At 70.8% G+C, this 15,758-nt stretch carries 17 protein-coding genes; 11 read left to right on the top strand and 6 right to left on the bottom strand.

The window, feature by feature from the left end; all coding sequences use genetic code 11:
• Positions 1 to 17: 17 nt before the first annotated feature.
• From KGA66_RS08435 to KGA66_RS08415, 5 genes are all read left to right on the top strand, one after another.
• Entirely contained in the window at positions 18 to 1,175 is a 1,158-nt protein-coding gene (locus tag KGA66_RS08435; RefSeq protein ID WP_211466410.1) for a S8 family peptidase, read from the top strand.
• 62 nt (positions 1,176 to 1,237) lie between these two features.
• The gene (locus KGA66_RS08430) at positions 1,238 to 1,783 is read left to right on the top strand and encodes an RNA polymerase sigma factor (protein ID WP_312886814.1); all 546 of its coding nucleotides are present in this window, start codon (positions 1,238 to 1,240) and stop codon (positions 1,781 to 1,783) included.
• Positions 1,784 to 1,856: 73 nt separating this feature from the next.
• A complete protein-coding gene (locus KGA66_RS08425) occupies positions 1,857 to 2,336 on the top strand; it encodes a hypothetical protein (RefSeq protein ID WP_211466406.1) in 480 nt (159 codons plus the stop codon).
• 12 nt (positions 2,337 to 2,348) lie between these two features.
• Complete coding sequence (locus KGA66_RS31490) at positions 2,349 to 5,030, top strand: CHAT domain-containing protein (protein WP_211466404.1); 2,682 nt, start codon at positions 2,349 to 2,351, stop codon at positions 5,028 to 5,030.
• Positions 5,031 to 5,106: 76 nt separating this feature from the next.
• A complete protein-coding gene (locus KGA66_RS08415; RefSeq protein WP_211466402.1) occupies positions 5,107 to 5,292 on the top strand; it encodes a CsbD family protein in 186 nt (61 codons plus the stop codon).
• A 145-nt stretch (positions 5,293 to 5,437) separates the two neighbouring features.
• Here the strand turns inward: KGA66_RS08415 and KGA66_RS08410 are convergent, their stop codons facing one another.
• The gene (locus tag KGA66_RS08410; RefSeq protein WP_211466400.1) at positions 5,438 to 5,995 is read right to left on the bottom strand and encodes a M48 metallopeptidase family protein; all 558 of its coding nucleotides are present in this window, start codon (positions 5,993 to 5,995) and stop codon (positions 5,438 to 5,440) included.
• Between the two features lie 623 nt (positions 5,996 to 6,618).
• On the opposite strand from KGA66_RS08410, the gene KGA66_RS08405 reads away from it, so the two are divergent.
• From KGA66_RS08405 to KGA66_RS08395, 3 genes are all read left to right on the top strand, one after another.
• Positions 6,619 to 6,777, top strand: a complete 159-nt coding sequence (locus tag KGA66_RS08405; protein WP_211466398.1) for a DUF5679 domain-containing protein — start codon at positions 6,619 to 6,621, stop codon at positions 6,775 to 6,777.
• A 124-nt stretch (positions 6,778 to 6,901) separates the two neighbouring features.
• Positions 6,902 to 8,011 carry a ThiF family adenylyltransferase gene (locus KGA66_RS08400; RefSeq protein ID WP_211466396.1) on the top strand — a complete coding sequence of 370 codons (1,110 nt, stop codon included), beginning with the start codon at positions 6,902 to 6,904 and terminating at the stop codon, positions 8,009 to 8,011.
• Positions 8,008 to 9,387: an ABC1 kinase family protein gene (locus KGA66_RS08395; RefSeq protein WP_369015836.1), complete on the top strand. Its 1,380-nt coding sequence runs from the start codon at positions 8,008 to 8,010 to the stop codon at positions 9,385 to 9,387. Before KGA66_RS08400 ends, KGA66_RS08395 begins: the two co-directional genes overlap by 4 nt.
• A gap of 56 nt (positions 9,388 to 9,443) precedes the next feature.
• Here KGA66_RS08395 and KGA66_RS08390 read toward each other — a convergent pair whose 3' ends face one another.
• Positions 9,444 to 9,944, bottom strand: a complete 501-nt coding sequence (locus tag KGA66_RS08390) for an FBP domain-containing protein (RefSeq protein WP_211466392.1) — start codon at positions 9,942 to 9,944, stop codon at positions 9,444 to 9,446.
• A 287-nt stretch (positions 9,945 to 10,231) separates the two neighbouring features.
• On the opposite strand from KGA66_RS08390, the gene KGA66_RS08385 reads away from it, so the two are divergent.
• Positions 10,232 to 12,394 (top strand): alkaline phosphatase family protein, encoded by a 2,163-nt coding sequence (locus tag KGA66_RS08385; RefSeq protein WP_211466390.1) that lies wholly within the window; start codon positions 10,232 to 10,234, stop codon positions 12,392 to 12,394.
• A 107-nt stretch (positions 12,395 to 12,501) separates the two neighbouring features.
• Here KGA66_RS08385 and KGA66_RS08380 read toward each other — a convergent pair whose 3' ends face one another.
• The 3 genes from KGA66_RS08380 to KGA66_RS08370 all read right to left on the bottom strand — a co-directional run bounded on the left by KGA66_RS08380 (position 12,502) and on the right by KGA66_RS08370 (position 13,619).
• Positions 12,502 to 12,708, bottom strand: coding sequence for a hypothetical protein (locus tag KGA66_RS08380; protein WP_211466388.1), 207 nt, complete (start codon positions 12,706 to 12,708; stop codon positions 12,502 to 12,504).
• A gap of 64 nt (positions 12,709 to 12,772) precedes the next feature.
• Positions 12,773 to 13,162 carry a WhiB family transcriptional regulator gene (locus tag KGA66_RS08375; RefSeq protein ID WP_281416488.1) on the bottom strand — a complete coding sequence of 130 codons (390 nt, stop codon included), beginning with the start codon at positions 13,160 to 13,162 and terminating at the stop codon, positions 12,773 to 12,775.
• Positions 13,163 to 13,307: 145 nt separating this feature from the next.
• Positions 13,308 to 13,619, bottom strand: coding sequence for a hypothetical protein (locus KGA66_RS08370; RefSeq protein ID WP_211466386.1), 312 nt, complete (start codon positions 13,617 to 13,619; stop codon positions 13,308 to 13,310).
• A gap of 377 nt (positions 13,620 to 13,996) precedes the next feature.
• On the opposite strand from KGA66_RS08370, the gene KGA66_RS08365 reads away from it, so the two are divergent.
• On the top strand, positions 13,997 to 14,710 hold the full coding sequence (locus KGA66_RS08365) for a hypothetical protein (protein WP_211466384.1): 714 nt from the start codon (positions 13,997 to 13,999) through the stop codon (positions 14,708 to 14,710).
• Positions 14,707 to 15,255: a hypothetical protein gene (locus tag KGA66_RS08360; protein WP_211466382.1), complete on the top strand. Its 549-nt coding sequence runs from the start codon at positions 14,707 to 14,709 to the stop codon at positions 15,253 to 15,255. Before KGA66_RS08365 ends, KGA66_RS08360 begins: the two co-directional genes overlap by 4 nt.
• Positions 15,256 to 15,307: 52 nt before the next feature.
• Here KGA66_RS08360 and KGA66_RS08355 read toward each other — a convergent pair.
• A partial coding sequence (locus KGA66_RS08355) for an HRDC domain-containing protein (RefSeq protein WP_211466380.1) occupies positions 15,308 to 15,758 on the bottom strand: 451 nt, incomplete at its 5' end.

Below are 15,758 nucleotides of genomic sequence, written 5' to 3'. Positions count from 1 at the left end.
TACTGGAGGGAAACGCCATGAGTCTCGATCATCAAGCCCGCCTGGAGCGCCTGCTCGCCCGTCACCGCGACGCCGTACTGAGCCAGGGACCCCACGGGACGACAGCGCTGCATCGCCGCGACCAGATCCTCGTCGCGGCCCGCCACGCCGACCGCGCCCACGAGACCGTACGCAACTGGACGGAGCGACGCGACGACCTCGTCGAGGTCGGCATCAGCCGGCTGCACCTTCGCCCGGACGCCGGAGTGGACCTGCACGAGTTGGTCGGCGACCTGCGCACACACACGGACGGGCCGATGTCCGTGTCGCTCAACCATCTCGTGCGCGGCGAACCCGACTACAACGGCGGCCCCTTCGACCTGCCCAAGCCCTGCGCTCCGATGCCGAAGCCGGTCCCGGTGGACCCCTCGGCGCGCCGCGTCTTCGCCGCGGTGATCGATACGGGCATCATCAGCCACCCGTGGTTCGCCGACAGCGACTGGTTCGCCCAGGTGAGCCCGGACCAGTTCGACCCGATTCCGGCCGAGGTCGACTACGCCCTGGAGACGCAGACCGGGCACGGCACCTTCGTCGCGGGAATCCTGCTGCGTCAGGCGCCGACGGCGTTCCTGATGATCGAGCGCGCGCTCGGCGACGACGGAGTCGGCGACGAGGTCGAGTTGCTGCGGGCGCTGGCCCGCCTGCGCGCCCGGCTGTCCGCCGCCGGCGAGGTCCTCGACGTGCTGAACCTCTCGCTCGGCGGCTACACCTTCGACGACGAGCCGTCCCCGCTGCTGGCCGAGGCGCTCTCGCATTTCGGCAGGCAGACCGTGATCGTGGTGGCCGCGGGCAACAGCGGGTCCAACCGGCAGTTCTGGCCCGCGGCGCTCAAGAGCTGCGTCGCGGTCAGCGCGCTGGAACCGGACGGCGTGCGCCGCGCGGAGTTCTCCAACCACGGCTGGTGGGTGGACGCCTGCGCTGTCGGCGCCAAGGTGTGCGCGCCGTTCCTGAACGACGGCCGCGAGTTCTTCGGCTTCGCCGAGTGGTCGGGTACCTCCTTCGCCGCGCCGCGAGTGGCCGGGGCGATCGCCGGGTTCGCCGCGTCCAAGCACCTCAGCGCGATCGAGGCGGCCGACACGCTGCTGGACTCGTCGAGCCGGCCATGCCATCCCGACTTCGGCGTGGTGGTCGAGTGACCACTCGGATCGATACCCTTTCCCGCGCTTCCGGTCAGGTGGGCGCGGGAAAGGGTGGAACGGTGGACGAGGACAGCGGCACACAGGAACTGCTCGCGGCGGCGTCCCGCGGCGACCAGAAGGCGTGGGACCTGCTGGTGAACAGGTTCACCCGGCTGGTGTGGTCGGTCGCGCGCAGTTTCCGCCTCTCCGACGCCGACGCCGCGGACGTGTGCCAGACCACCTGGCTGCGGTTGGTCGAGCACCTCGACGCCATCAACGATCCCGACCGGCTGGCCGGCTGGCTGGCCACCACCGCGCGGCGCGAGTCCATCGGCGTGCTGCGCCGGCGGGATCGCGAAGTGCCGATCTTCGAAGCCCCCGACGACGAGGACGAGGACGACGATCAGGACCCTGAGCGGCGCACCATCGAGCAGGACGAGCACCGCGAGTTGTGGGACGCGTTCGCGGCGCTTTCGGAGCGTTGCCGCAGCCTTTTGCGGGTACTGGCGGTTTCTCCGCTGGAGAGCTACGCGCAGGTGGCCGCGGCGCTGAGGATCCCGGTCGGATCGATCGGGCCGACGCGGGCACGCTGTTTGGAACGGCTGCGCGCGCGGCTGGCGACCTGAGCCGGGCGCGCAGGACAGGACCGCACGATCGCCCACACACAGATGTCCACCGCATCGGGGGGAAGTAGGGGATATGGATAGCCACCGGTCAATTGGGGAAAACGTCGAGGACGCGAAGCTGCTCAGACGCATCGGGGCGATGTTCGACCACATCGACCCGGTGCCGGACGCGGTCATGCACGCGGCGCGTTCCGCTTTCGCCTGGCGCGACATCGACTCGCAGCTGGCGCAGCTCATCGACGAGGAAGAGCTGGTCGGCTCCGCGACCCGCGCGCACGGCGAACACCGGCTGCTGACCTTCGAGGCGCCCGGGATGACGGTCGCGATCGAGGCCACCGAGGTGGGTGGCGCCCGCAGGCTGATCGGGCAGCTGGTGCCCTCCGGCCCGAACCACGTGGCGCTGGAGTCGGCGGCGCAGGCCGGCCAGTCGCTGACCGCGCCCGTGGACCACCTCGGCCGGTTCGCCCTCAGCGCCGTTCCGGCCGGCCTGGTCAGGCTGCGTTGCACGATGCCGGACGGCACCCAGGTAGTGACCGAATGGGTAGACGCCTGAGAAGCTGGGTCGGTGAGCACAGCTGCCGATATTCCGCGCGATGACGAGCGTCGGCTCACCCGGGCTCTGGCCCTGGTCGAGGAGTCGCAGCGAGATCCCAGGGCGGCCTGCGAACAGGCGGCCGCGCTGCTCGCGCAGAACCGCTCGGACGAGGCGGCCTGCGCCGTCTTCAGGGCGCTCGGCCTGGCCAGGAAGCAGCTGGGGGACCTCCCGGCGGCCAGGGCGGCGCTGCGCACAGCGGTCAGGATCGGCGAACGCGGCGGCTTCGCGTTGCGCGCTGCCCAGGCGCGCACATCCCTTGTCGTCATTCTCGCCGACTGCGGCAACACGCAGGCCGCGCTGGCTGAGGCGGCACTTGCCGAGGCCGCGCTCTCAGGTCTTCCCGGCTGCGCCCTAGACCTGGCGAGGTTGCGCGTCAACCTCGGTCTGGTGCTGCAACGCACCGGACGCACCGCCGACGCGCTCGCCAGTTACAGCGCGGCGCAGCCGACGCTGCGGGACCACCGCGACGCGCGCTGGGAGTGCCTGCTGCTCAACAACCGTGGCACGCTGTTGGCCTACCGCGGTGATCACTCCGCGGCGCAGCGGGACCTCAACCGCGCGGCCGCGCTCAGCCGCGAGCACGGCTATGAGGTGCTGCATCAGGGCACGCGGCACAACCTCGGCTTTGCCGCCCTACGCGCCGGCGACCTGCCCGAAGCGCTGCGGCAACTCGACCGCGCGAGGGAGCTGGCCCAGCAACTCGGCAGGCGGACCGAGTCGGTTCTCACCGACCGCGCGGACGCGCTGCTGGAGGCCGGCCTGGCCGAGGAGGCGCGCGAGTGCGCCGAGCAAGCGGCCGAGGGCCACGATCAGTCGGGATTCGCCTTCAACGCTGCCGAGGCCCGGCTGTCCGCCGCGAACGCGGCACTGGCCGCAGGAGACGCCGCGACCGCTATCCGGTACGCGCGCGGCGCGCGCGTCGCCTTCACCCGGCAGCGGCGCCCGAACTGGGCGACGTGGGCTTCGCACGTGGAGCTCGCCGCGAGGTTCGCGGCGGGCGAGCGCACCGTCCGGATCCTGCGCGACCTGGTGCGCAACTCGCAGCAGCTTGAGCAGGCCGCCTGGTTGATCACCGCGCAGGAGAGCAAGCTGCTGGCGGCGCGCACCGCGTTGGCGCTCGGTCGGCGGGACGAGGCGGCGCAGCTGTTCGGCCTGGTGGCCGAGGCGCGGCGCAGCGGGCCCGCGCGGCTGCGGGTCGTCGGCTGGGAGGCGCAGGCGGCGCTGTGCGAGCTGCTCGGCGATGCGAGAGGTGCGGGCCGGGCGGTGGACCACGGCCTGCGGGTCGCCGCCGGTTACGCGGGCACACTCGGCGCGACCGACCTGCGCGCGGGGGCGGCGATGATGGGCGCGGACCTGGCCGCGACCGGTCTGCGGCTGGCCCTGAACGGCGGTTCGGCCCGGCAGATGCTGCTGCGCGCGGAGCAGTGGCGGGCCGCCGCGTTGCGCCGCCGGCCGGTTCGTCCGCCGGACGACGCCGCCTTCGCGGAACGGCTCGCCCGGCTGCGCGCGGTGGTCGCGCGGATCTCCACCGAGGCTCTGGCCGGCCAGAACGTGCGCGGCCTGCAAGCCGAGCGCACGCGGCTTGAGCAGGACGTCAAGGAACTCGCCCGGCACGCGCCCGGCGGAGAGTACGCCCCGGAGCCCCGCCTCGACCTCAACGCGCTCAACGCCCGGCTGGGCGAGCGAGCGCTGGTGGAGTATGTGCGAGTCGACGACGCGCTGCACGCCGTCAGCCTGGTGGACGGCTCCGCTTGGCATCACGCGCTCGGCTCGTACAAGGCGGTGCTCTCCGAGTTCGACTCGTTGCGCTTCTCACTCGTCCGTATGGCGCGCCGCCACGGCCCACCGGCGCTGCAACACGCCGCGTTGCGGGCGTACGACTACGCCCGCGAGGAGCTGAACACCGCGTTGCTCGGGCCGCTGGCCAAACGGATCGGGGACCGGCCGCTGGTGCTGGTGCCCACCGGGTCGCTTCACGCGCTGGCTTGGCCGGTGCTGCCCTCGCTCACGGATCGGCAGGTCACGGTCTCGCCCTCGGCCCGTTCCTGGCTCACCGCGATGAACGGGCAGACGCCGAACGACGCGCGGCCGGGCGGCGAAGCGCTGCCTGACCCGTTCGGCGGCCAAGCGGTGCTCGCATACGGTCCCGGCCTGCCGCACGCCGAGGCCGAGATCGCCGAGCTGGCCCGGTGCTACCCGCTGGCCAAGCCGCTCGGGGGTTCGGACGCGACGGCTCAGGCGGTCGCCGAGGCCCTGGACGGCGCGCAGCTGGCACACATCGCCGCGCACGGCCGGTTCCGCTCGGACAACCCGCTGTTCTCCAGCCTGGAGCTCGCCGACGGCCCGCTGACCGTCTACGACCTGGAGGGCATCGGCCAGGCTCCGGCCACGCTCGTCCTTTCGGCCTGTGACACGGCGCTGTCCGGCATACGGCCCGGCGACGAGCTGATGGGCGTGGCCAGCGCGGTCTTCGCGCTGGGCACCAGCACGCTCATCGCCTCGGTGGCGCCCGTCGGCGACGAGGAGACACGCCGGCTGATGAACGTCTTCCACACGGAGCTGACCGGGGGCTTGTCGCCGGCGCTCGCGCTGATCAAGGCGCAGCACGCGGTGCCCGAGGCGCGCGGCTTCGTGTGCTTCGGCGCGGGCTGACCCGTCCGTCCTGTTTTCCGGCGGCGAACCGGGGCACGCGCAGTGCTCCGAAGCAACCGAACAGAAGGGACGGCACATGACAGCCGAAGACGCGGCGAACAAGGCCGGACACGAGGCGCAGAAGCTCAAGGGCAAAGCCAAGGAGAAGGTCGGCTCGGCCACCGGTGACCGCCGCACGCAGGCCGAGGGCAAGGCCGACAAGACCGCGGGCTCGCTCAAGCGCGCCGGTGACGAGGTCAAGGACGCCGCGAAGCGCTCGTGACGGATAACGCGTGACAGTTGCGCGTGACTCGGGATCGGGGGCGCGTCCGGATGGGACGCGCCCCCCGTCGTGCCCGTTCGTCGTGCCCCCGTTCGTCGTGCCCGTTCTCGGCGCGGCGTTCGGTCAGCGTTCGCTCAGCTCGGGCTCAATCCTCGTAGTCGGCGGTTTCGTCCGACCGGGCGTAGCCCTCCAGGAACCCTCGGGCGCGTTCAGTGCGCGGGTAGGCGTCGAGCAGGGCCCAGAACTTGGGGCCGTGGTTGGGCACGAGCAGGTGCGCCAACTCATGCAGCAGCACGTAGTCCAGCACGTACTCGGGTAGTCCGCGGACCCGATCGGAGATGCGGATGGTGCCGTCGACCGGGGTGCAGGATCCCCAGCGCGCGGCCTGGTTGCCGACCCAACGCACCGAGACCGGGCGGGCACGTCCGCCGAGGTACTGAGCGGACAGCGCGAGAGCGCGCCTGGCCAGTTCGGGCTCTTCGATGACGCTGCGCCGTTCCCGCCGGTCCAGCCGTTCCAACATCGCGCGCACCCAGCGCTCCTCCTCGCCCGCGGACATCTGCGCGGGGATGAGCACGACCGTTCGGTCACCTTGCCGGTACGCGGAGACGGTCCGGCGCCGGCGCGGCGAACGGCGCACCTCGACGGCCGGGTCGACGGCGCTCGGCCCGGCGGCCGGCCGTTCGCTGCGGTCCGCTGCCATGTCAACCAAATTAGCGGCAGAACGCCCCTCTCGGCCCGTCCCGGGGGCCTGCAAGGGCCGAAAACTTGTCCACAGCGCGTCAGATCCGGGGTTTTCGGCTGATTTCCAAGATTCTTTGTCGCCGCTGGTCAGTCGGCGTCACGGGCGGCGACCCACAGGTTTGTCCACAGGGCAGGCGGCGTTGTCCACAAGGGCGCGCCGAGCTGTCCCCAGGTTATCCCCAGGCTTGTCCACAGCCGTCCGTGCGATCCGATTGACGGTCGGGCCCGCCAGACCGTAGCGTCCCTCCCTGAATGCGGGGCTCTCGGAAAACAGCTCGCACCCCGGCGACTTCGCGCGCCGCGCGGTGGAGTGTGCGCCTGGGGGCCCCGCGGCGCATTTCCGGGGATCAGACGCCCGTTCGCGGGCCGGCTGCCCAGTGCGCGTCAACCTTGCTTCCTCCGGTGTGATTATTCACTCCTGAGTGGGTACCGTCCGGGGCTATGGCCCTCGGCTCGGGCCACGGATGCATGCGCGGTGCGCACTCTCGCGTAGGGTGGCCTATCGCCCGACCGCCGAGCCGAGCGGCCGGAGCGCACGATCGCGTTCAGCGCGAAGAGCCAGGAACAACAGGAGGGCCGAACATGGCCGAGACGTACACGGGCGAGGCGTACTGCGTGAAGTGCAAGGAGAAGCGGCACTTCACCGGCGAGGTCAAGATCAGCGACTCGGGTCGCAGAATGGCGCAAGGCACCTGCCCCGCCTGCGGCACCAAGGTGAACCGGATTCTCGGCAAGGCGTGACCCCACGGCTGCCGACGCAGGGGCGCCGGGCGCTCCGGCGTCCGGCGTCCTCGTACGCGATTCCCAGGCGTCGGCCGCGGCCGACGCCACCTGACACCGAAGGGCCGCCGGCACGATGCGACCGGTGCTCAAGCCGGCGCTGAGCCGCATCTGGCACGACGAGCGCACTCTCCAACTCGGCCGCGGACCGGGCACCAGCCACCGCTACCGGATGACCGCCGCCGTGCGAGCCGTCGTCAACGCGCTCGACGGCACCCGCGACACCGAGGCCCTGCTCGGCTACGCCGAACGCATCGGCGTGGCCCGCGGCGACACCCTGGAACTACTCGACCGGCTGGCCGCGGACGGCTGCCTCGACGACGCCGCGCTCGACACCTCGGCGCTGACCGCGCTCAGCCCGGGCGAACGCTCCAGACTGGACCCCGATCTCAGCGGCCTGGGTCTGCGGCACCGACTGCCCGGCGGCGCCGTGCGCGCGCTGGAGCGCAGGCGCAGCGTGTCCGTGGCGGTGCACGGGCTCGGCCGGGTCGGCGCGCAGACCGCGCTGCGGCTGGCCGCGGCGGGTGTCGGCACGATCGTGCCGCTGGACGGCGCGACGGTCCGGCACGAGGAAACGGCGCCGGGCGGCCTACGGGAACAGGACGTGGGCATGCGGCGGCAGGACGCCCTCGTGCGCTCGATCCGCTCGCTCGCGCCGTCCACGAGCACGGCGCTCGCGCCGCGCCGGACGGATCCGGATCTCGTCATCGTCGCGCCCGGCGAGCGCCCGCCGATCGAACTGCTGGTCGAACTGTTCCGGCGCTGCGTACCGCACATGCTGGTCGAGGTGTGTGAGGACCGGGCGGTGCTCGGCCCTCTCGTCGTGCCGCGACGCGCCGCGTGCTCGCGCTGCCGCGATCTGGCGCTGACCGAGCGCGACCCGCTGTGGCCGCGCACTCAGGCGGCGCTGACCTCGGACGGTGCCACCGCCCGGCCTGCCTGCGACACGACGCTGGCCGCGCTCGCCGCCACCCACGCGGTGCTGCACGCGTTGGCGTTCCTTGACGGGCAGACGCCGCCCAGTGTCGGGGCCGTGTGGTCCTTCGCCCTGCCCTACGGGCTGCCGGAGCGGTTTCCGGTGCCCGTCCATCCGGCCTGTGCCTGCGCGACCGAGGGCACCGGCCACGGCGCGGACAATCCTCCCGCCACCGTCCCGCCTTTGCCGCAGCGAAGGCTGGCAGAATGGACCATGTGAGTGACCTGCCGCGCAATGCCGTAGCCCGAACCGCCAAACTGGCGACACTGCCGCTCGGCCTGGCCGGGCGGGCCACGCTGGGCCTGGGCAAGCGGCTGGGCGGCGCGCCCGCCGCGGCCGTGCTCACCGAGGTTCAGCAGCGCACCGCCGAACAACTCTTCCGCGTGCTCGGTGAGCTCAAGGGCGGGGCGATGAAGTTCGGGCAGGCGCTGTCGGTCTTCGAGGCCGCGCTTCCGGACGAGTTGGCCCGCCCCTACCGCGCCGCGCTGACCGGGCTGCAGGAGAACGCCCCGGCCCTGCCCGCGGCCTCGGTACACAAGTCCCTCGCGGCGGCGTTCGGTCCGCAGTGGCGCACCAAGTTCACCTTCTTCGACGACGGTCCGGCCGCGGCCGCGTCGATCGGGCAGGTGCACCGCGCGGTGTGGCATGACGGGCGCGAAGTGGCCGTCAAGATCCAGTATCCGGGAGCGGGCAAGGCACTGCTCGGCGACCTGAACCAGTTGGCCCGCGCCGCCCGGCTCTTCAGCCTCCTGGTGCCGGGCATCGAGGTGAAGCCGCTGCTCGCGGAGTTGCGCGAGCGCATCGCGGAGGAGTTGGACTACGCGGCCGAGGCGGCGGCGCAGTCGAACTACGCGAAGGGATACGCCGACGACCCGGACATAACCGTGCCGAACGTGGTCGAGCAGGCGGGCACGGTGCTGGTGACCGAGTGGTTGCCGGGCGTTCCGCTGGCCACCGTCATCTCCTCGGGTACTCAGGCACAGCGCGACCGCGCGGGCACGCTGTTGGTGCGCTTCCTTTACTCCGGGCCGCACCGGGTCGGCCTGTTGCACGCGGACCCCCACCCCGGCAACTTCCGCCTGCTGCCGACCGAGCCCGGCGCTTCGATCGAGGAGACCGACCCCGACGACCCGCAGCAGTGGCGGCTCGGGGTGCTGGACTTCGGCGCGGTCAACCGGCTGCCCAACGGCATGCCCGAGGCCATAGGCGCGGCGCTGCGCGGCGCGTTGGCGGGGGACGCCGAGGAGGTGGCCGAGACGCTACGGGCGGAGGGCTTTCTCAAGCCCGGGACGCAACTCGACCCGCAGGCCGTGCTCGACTATCTCGCGCCGCTGATCGACCCGCTGCGCGGCCCGCAGTTCACCTTCGACCGGGAGTGGCTGCGCGGACAGGCCGCGCACCTGGCCAACGGCAAGAACCCGGCGGCCTCGCTCGGCCGCAGGCTGAACCTGCCGCCGGCGTATCTGCTCATCCACCGGGTCACCATGGGCGGTCTGGGCATCCTGTGCCAGCTCGGCGCGACAGTGCCGGTGCGCGGCGAAATGGGCGCCTGGCTGCCCGGCTTCGCCGCCGACGACGACGAAGCAGCGGATTGACCGTAGCGACGCGCACTGCGAGAAAGGGCTGACCGGCCGTCAGTACGGGCGTCGAGCTACGGCTTGAAGACCTGTTCTAGAAACTGCTCCAGGTTGGCCATCGTCCGGGCCAGCTGTTCCTCCAGCGTCATCGACTCCTCGAAGCGGGCGCCGAGAGCGGAGAACTTCTTGCCGCGCACGTAGAGCGGACAGGCCAGATCAGCGCATATATACGTGCCGACCGTGTTGCCCTGGCGGCCCGACGCGCCGGCCTTCGGGGCTGCGAAAAGCGACACCCCGGTGCCGGGATGCGCGGTGAGGCAGATCGAGCAGACCGTCGTCTTCACCAGGCTGCGCCGCACGCCGGTGGGCACGCGCATGGACACGCCCACGAGCCGGTCGCGGTGCTCGACGACCAGGTAGCCGCGGTCCGGGGCCTTCGGGTCACGCCAGCCGAGGAAGTCCAGGTCCTGCCAGGGCAGCCGATCCAGGCCGCCGGGCGGGTTGATCCGGGTCGCCTCGCCCTTCGAACAGTTGACGAAGGACTCGCGCAGTTCCTTCTCACTGACGGGGATCATGAGACCGAAGCTAGCACCCCGCCACGGCTTCGTCTCCGATATTTCCGCCGCGCACGGCGCCGCGCTTCCCGCAGGCTTATACGATAAGCGCCCCATCCGATCAGCAGACCGTCTCAGAGCCTTGTCGCCGTAAGTTCACCTCCAATTGAGGGATTTCACCGATGACATCGCGGCCGCGGTGTGCTGAGGTCGTATCTGGCCGCGCTGCGGCCAGCTCCACATCAGGATGCTGAAATATCGGACCTTGGGAGAGGAATCGGATGGGAAGCACGGGAAGGCGGGGCCGCGTGCGCGGCCTCGTGCCGCTCGTCGCCGTCGCACTGGTCGCCGGCACCTCCGCCGCGGCGGCGCAGGCCGCGGGCGCCGCGCCGGGAGTCAGGCCGGCCGCCGGCGCCGATCCGGGCTGTCTGCTCAGCCGCCCGGACAACGCGGTCAAACACGTCATCTATCTCCAGTTCGACAACGTGCACCTCACCCGCGACAACCCGAACGTGCCCAGCGACCTGGAGCAGATGCCGAATCTGCTGAACTTCCTGACCGCCAACGGCACGATGGACGCGAACCACCACACGCCGCTGATCGCGCACACGGGCAACGACATCCTCACCTCGATCACCGGCCTGTACGGCTCGAACCACGGCCAGCCGATCTCCAACTCGTTCCGCTACTACACCCCGAGCGGGACGACCAACGCGGCCGCGTCCTTCGCCTACTGGACCGACGGGGTCGCCGACTCCTCCACCCCGACGCCGACCGACCCGGCGTACGAGATGGTCACCCAGAGCGGGAAGAACACCCCGGCGCCCTGGGTGGCCTACACCCGGGCCGGCTGCGACTTCGGCGCGGTGTCCACGGCGAACACCATCCTGGAGAACACCAGGATCGACATCCCGAAGGTGTTCGGCGCGAACTCCGCGGAGGCGGCCGAACTGGCGGCGAACCCGAGCCTGGCGTTCACGGACTTCGTCGGCATCGGCGTGCACTGCGCCAAGGATTCGACCCTGTGCGCCGGCTCGCCGAACGCGAAGCCCGACGTGCTGCCCGACGAGCCCGGCGGCTACTCCGGCTACCAGGGCCTGTTCGGCGCCAAGTACACCAACCCGGCGATCTCGCCGAACGGCCCGGTCACCCAGGTGGACGGCACCACCCCGATCATCGACCCGACGACCGGCGCCAACGGCTTCCCCGGCTTCGACGGCATGACCGCGGCCAACAGCCTCGGCTACGTCGCGCAGATGCAGGAAGCGGGCGTCCCGGTCACGTACGGGTACATCTCCGACGCGCACGACAACCACTCGACCGGTTCCGCGTACGGGCCGGGCGAAGCCGGATACGTCGCGGCGCTCAAGTCGTACGACACCGCGTTCGGCCAGTTCTTCACGCGCCTGGCCAAGGACGGGATCAACAAGTCCAACACCCTGTTCGTGGTCACCTCGGACGAGAACGACCACTTCGTCGGCAGCAAGCCGACCCCGGCGAACTGCGACGGCGTGACGGTTCCGTGCGCGTACTCGCAGATCGGCGAGGTAAACGCAAACATCAAGGGCCTGCTCGCGACGCAGCAGAACACCACGACGCCGTTCGGCGTGCACGCGGACTCGGCGCCGAACTACTACGTCAACGGCAACCCGGCCCCGGACGACCCGACCACCCGTTCTTTCGAGAGGTCCGTGGCCGCGGTCACCGCGACCAACCCGTACACCGGTAAGACCGGCCCGATCGCCAACTATCTGGCCGACCGCACCGAGATGAACCTGCTGCACATGGTCACCGGTGACCCGCTGCGCACGCCGACGGTCACCGAGTTCGCCGACCCGGACTACTACCTCTACGGCGGTGCGGCCAACTGCAATTCGCCGTGCGTGCAGGCGGAGGCGGCGTACGCGTGGAACCACGGCGACTTCTCCCCCGACATCAACACCACCTGGCTCGGCCTGGTCGGCCCCGGCGTCAAGCACCTTGGCGTCACCGACGCGGTCTGGTCGGACCACACCGACATCCGGCCGACCATGATGGCGCTGCTCGGGCTGCACGACGATTACACATACGACGGCGTTCCGCTGATCGGCTTCCTCAAGTCTCAGGCGCTGCCGCACGAGGTCCGGCGCGATCCGGGCGCCTATGAGGCACTGGCCGCGGCGTACAAGCAACTGGACGCCTCGGTGGGCGCGTTCGCCGCGGCGACGCTGAAGACCGCCACCACGGCGATCGAGTCGAATTCACCCGGGGACGCGACGTACCTGCAGACCGACGCGGCGCTCGCGGCGCTCGGTCAGCAGCGCGACGCGCTCGCGGCCGAGTTGAACCAGCTGATCAACGGCCCGTTCTTCGGGGGCGCGGACTCCGGCTACCTGCACGCTGAACTCGCGCCGCACGGCATCCAGGGCACCGGCCACAACAGCGTCACGGCGCTGACCTCCGCAGCCGAGGCGCTGATCAACAAGGCGTAATCCGCCGCACGAAGCAGGACTTGCCCGCCTCGGGATTCGTCCCGAGGCGGGCAGAGTCATATCAGAGGGCAGATGCCGTCTCGCCGCTCGACGGCCTGCTGGGCGGGTTACCGCATGAGTTGCTGCACGAGCGCGCGTCGCGCGCGCAGCGCGACGCGGCGGACGCGATGCTCCTCTGCTTGTCGTAACCGTTCACGATGCAGTTCTTGAGCGAGCTGCAAGTGGGGCTGGTACATGGCGTTGCTCCTGACGCGCGCGTCGGACGGGTTGTTGTGGCCGGATACCGGAAGACCGAACAAATCAGTGGTGGACATCGGATAGATCGCTTTCGCTCGTTGAGGTGTGCTCTTGTGCTCGGCGCTCGACGCGCCCGGTGACCTAAGCCGCCGCGGCGACGACGTCGGTCTTGCGCGGGCGACCCCGTGGCCGCTTGCGGGCCACGATCACGCCCTGGACGAACAGCTCGCCGCCCCAGACGCCCCAGGGCTCCCTGCGCTCAAGGGCTCCGGAGAGGCACGCCTCCCGGATCTCGCAGGCGGTGCAGATGCTCTTCGCGAGCTCGACGTCGGCCGGCGACTCCGCGAAGAACAGCTCCGGGTCGGTGGAGCGGCACGGCAGGTCGTCGGCCAGAGCGACCGGCTCGAACACGGTCAACTGCATCGTTGATTCCTTCCTCTCGGTCTCGGCGCCGCCGGCTGCGGGGCCCGGATTCGCTGCGGTGGTGCTCGGGTACTGGCTGCGGGTCTCGACCTTCTGCGTCTCGGTCAACTCGCCGTCTTCCTCGGTCGTGATCTGAATGCGGTTCAGGTCCCGCCGCTCCCTCGCACCACCGGTCTGTGCCGGAGGAACAAGAAGGCCGCGGATCCCGGTATCTCGGGTTCCGCGGCCTGGAGGTCGCTCGTCTGACTGGTTGTCAGACCGGTGGTCTCCAGGTTCGTGGGTCCCGACGGGACATCAGGTGAAGCTGGTCCTGCTGCTTGCTCGTCGTGCGGTAGCCGCCGATCACGCGCTCGGCTCCGGCCGTCGCGCCCGGCACGTCACGATCGACTCCGCGTCGCTTGGCGATACCGTCCGGCTTGGCGACGGCCCACAGCGGGGCCGGGGCGGCGGCGAGCGGGAGGGCGGCGGGAGCGACCGTAGCGGCCACGACCGACAGCGACGGGCAGGCAGGCAGGAGCACGGCCGACGGGACAACCGTCACCGGGGTTTCGTTGGAATTCCGCACCGCTCTCGCCTCCTGCCTATGCTCGGCCGTCACCGGGGGCGAGCCGGTGTCGGCGGGAACCACTGTCGATGTGGTCGTGCCGGGTGGGAACGGTCGCGCGCGACCATTACCGCGTGTTGGAGAGGCTAGGGTAGCTACCCGGGCCATGCAAACCATTTTTGGCCTGCGCTTTTACAACGATGCGCGGCGAAGGATGCTGTGGGCTGATGATGCCCTGGCGTCGGCGTCCCCCGCTCTCGCCCCACTATCCTGTCATGGTTGATCGGCGGTGTCACCCCTTGCGACGCAAGTTCTCGTGCAATCGCAGGGACGACACACCAAGGCACGACTCGATAAAGACGGGAACGCCGATGCCCCGCCTGGCGTCATCTAGGACTGTGTCAACCAGCACCGATTCCCCCCCGTCCGCTGCGCCGGCGCCAACGCGCCGGCGGCCCGCGGCCAAGCCGATCGCCGTCTGCCGCGCGGCGGGCGAGGCGGTCGCGGGGCGGGCGAAGCGTTTCCTCTCGTCTTCGGCATGGCGGCGGGCGAAGCGGATCGCCGACGTCGCGCTGGCGATAGTCGTGTTCGGCGCGCTCGGGTGGACCGCGTGCAACGCGGTGTTCCTGGGCACCCGCGCCGTGGCGAACAGGGGGGTCGCGGTCGTGCACCTCGGCGGTCAACCGGAAATCCAGATCAGCTGGATCGGCGGCGGCGAGCCGCGGTACGCGGTGCTGCCCAGCGAGGTGTTGACGGGCAGCCAGAAGGCAAGAGTCTCGATCTCCGTCGCGAACGACAGTCCGGACGGCGTCGTGGTGAAGCCCGCCACGCTTACCGGTCCGTATCTGGCCGGCCCGGCCCGGCTCCTGCCCGACGACGGGACCGGCTACATCCTGGGCAACGGGACGATCCACTACGTCGGCGTGGTGACCGTGAACTGCGACGCGGCGGTCAAGGTCGCGCGCACGCTCGTGTACGGCGGCCAAACCTCGCGAATGCAACCCACGGCGATCTCGTTCTCCCTGCGGGACACGAACAAGGTCATGCACACGGCGTACCTTGTCATCGACACCACGGCATCCGCGGTCCAGGGAAGGGTGTGCACCCGGTGAGCGACGAGGCGGAGCACAACGCCGATACCTCCGGCCGAATGCGCGTGGCGCGCAGACGCCGGACCGGCGCGAGCCTGCTCGTGGCCGTCGCGACGATCTCGGGGGCGGTCGGCAGCTGGGTCTACAACCACGGATACAAGGTCCGGGCGGCGAACAACTCGGCGGTCATCCGCTCCGGGGCCGATCTATCGACTTACCTCACCGCGGGCGACTACACCGCCGTGACGGTGCCCATCCGCAACGACAGTCCGTACGAGGTCACCGTGATCGGCCTGACCGTGCCCAACGCTCCGCGGCTCGAGTGGGACAGCGTCCACACGGTGATCGCGCCCAACTCCACCGCGGATCTGCGTGTCTACACGCGCGGCGCGTGCGAAGCCGCGCCGCACACGTTGAAGAGCCACAAGCCGGTCACGGTCGTGGTGCGGGTGCTGACCATCAACGGCAAAATGCACGGCTCTCTGCAGGAGCTGGTCAAAGGCGCGATCCAGTACGCCGACGACCGCTGTGCGATCCCCTCGGCCAGCGAGTCGAACTTCGCCTGAGCGCCGGGTGGCGGCCACCCGGAACCGGGCGGGGACCTCCTCGGACGACCTCTCAGAACAGCTCGATCTCCGCGCTCTCGGCCGTCCCTTCAGCCGCACCGTCGGCCGCTTCTTCTGAGGTGTCTTCTGGCGTGCCGTCCGCGCCACCACCGTCTGCCGCACCGAGCAAGGCGAGCACATCGTCCGCGTAACGTTCCAGCTTGGTGGAGCCGACGCCCGGGATGCCGGCCAGCGCCGCGCGGTCGGCCGGGCGGGATTCGGCGATGGCCGTGAGCGTCGCGTCGGTGAAAACGCAGTAGGCCGGCAGCGACTGCTCCTTCGCGCGCGCAGAGCGCCACTCGCGAAGCCGCTCGAACAGCGCCTCGTCCAGATCCGACGGGCAGTCCGCGCAGCGGCCCAGCTTGCGTTCCACCGGCTCGATCAGCGAGCGGCCGCACACCCGGCAGCGCACCGGCCCGGCGCGTCGCGAGCGCCGGTTCTCCTCGCCCTCCCCGCGGCCACCC

This window comes from Actinocrinis puniceicyclus, assembly GCF_018283645.1.
Taxonomy (GTDB): Bacteria; Actinomycetota; Actinomycetes; order Streptomycetales; family Catenulisporaceae; genus Actinocrinis; species Actinocrinis puniceicyclus.
Note: the sequence above shows the minus strand (reverse complement) of the source record. Positions and strands in the feature narration are given on the sequence as shown.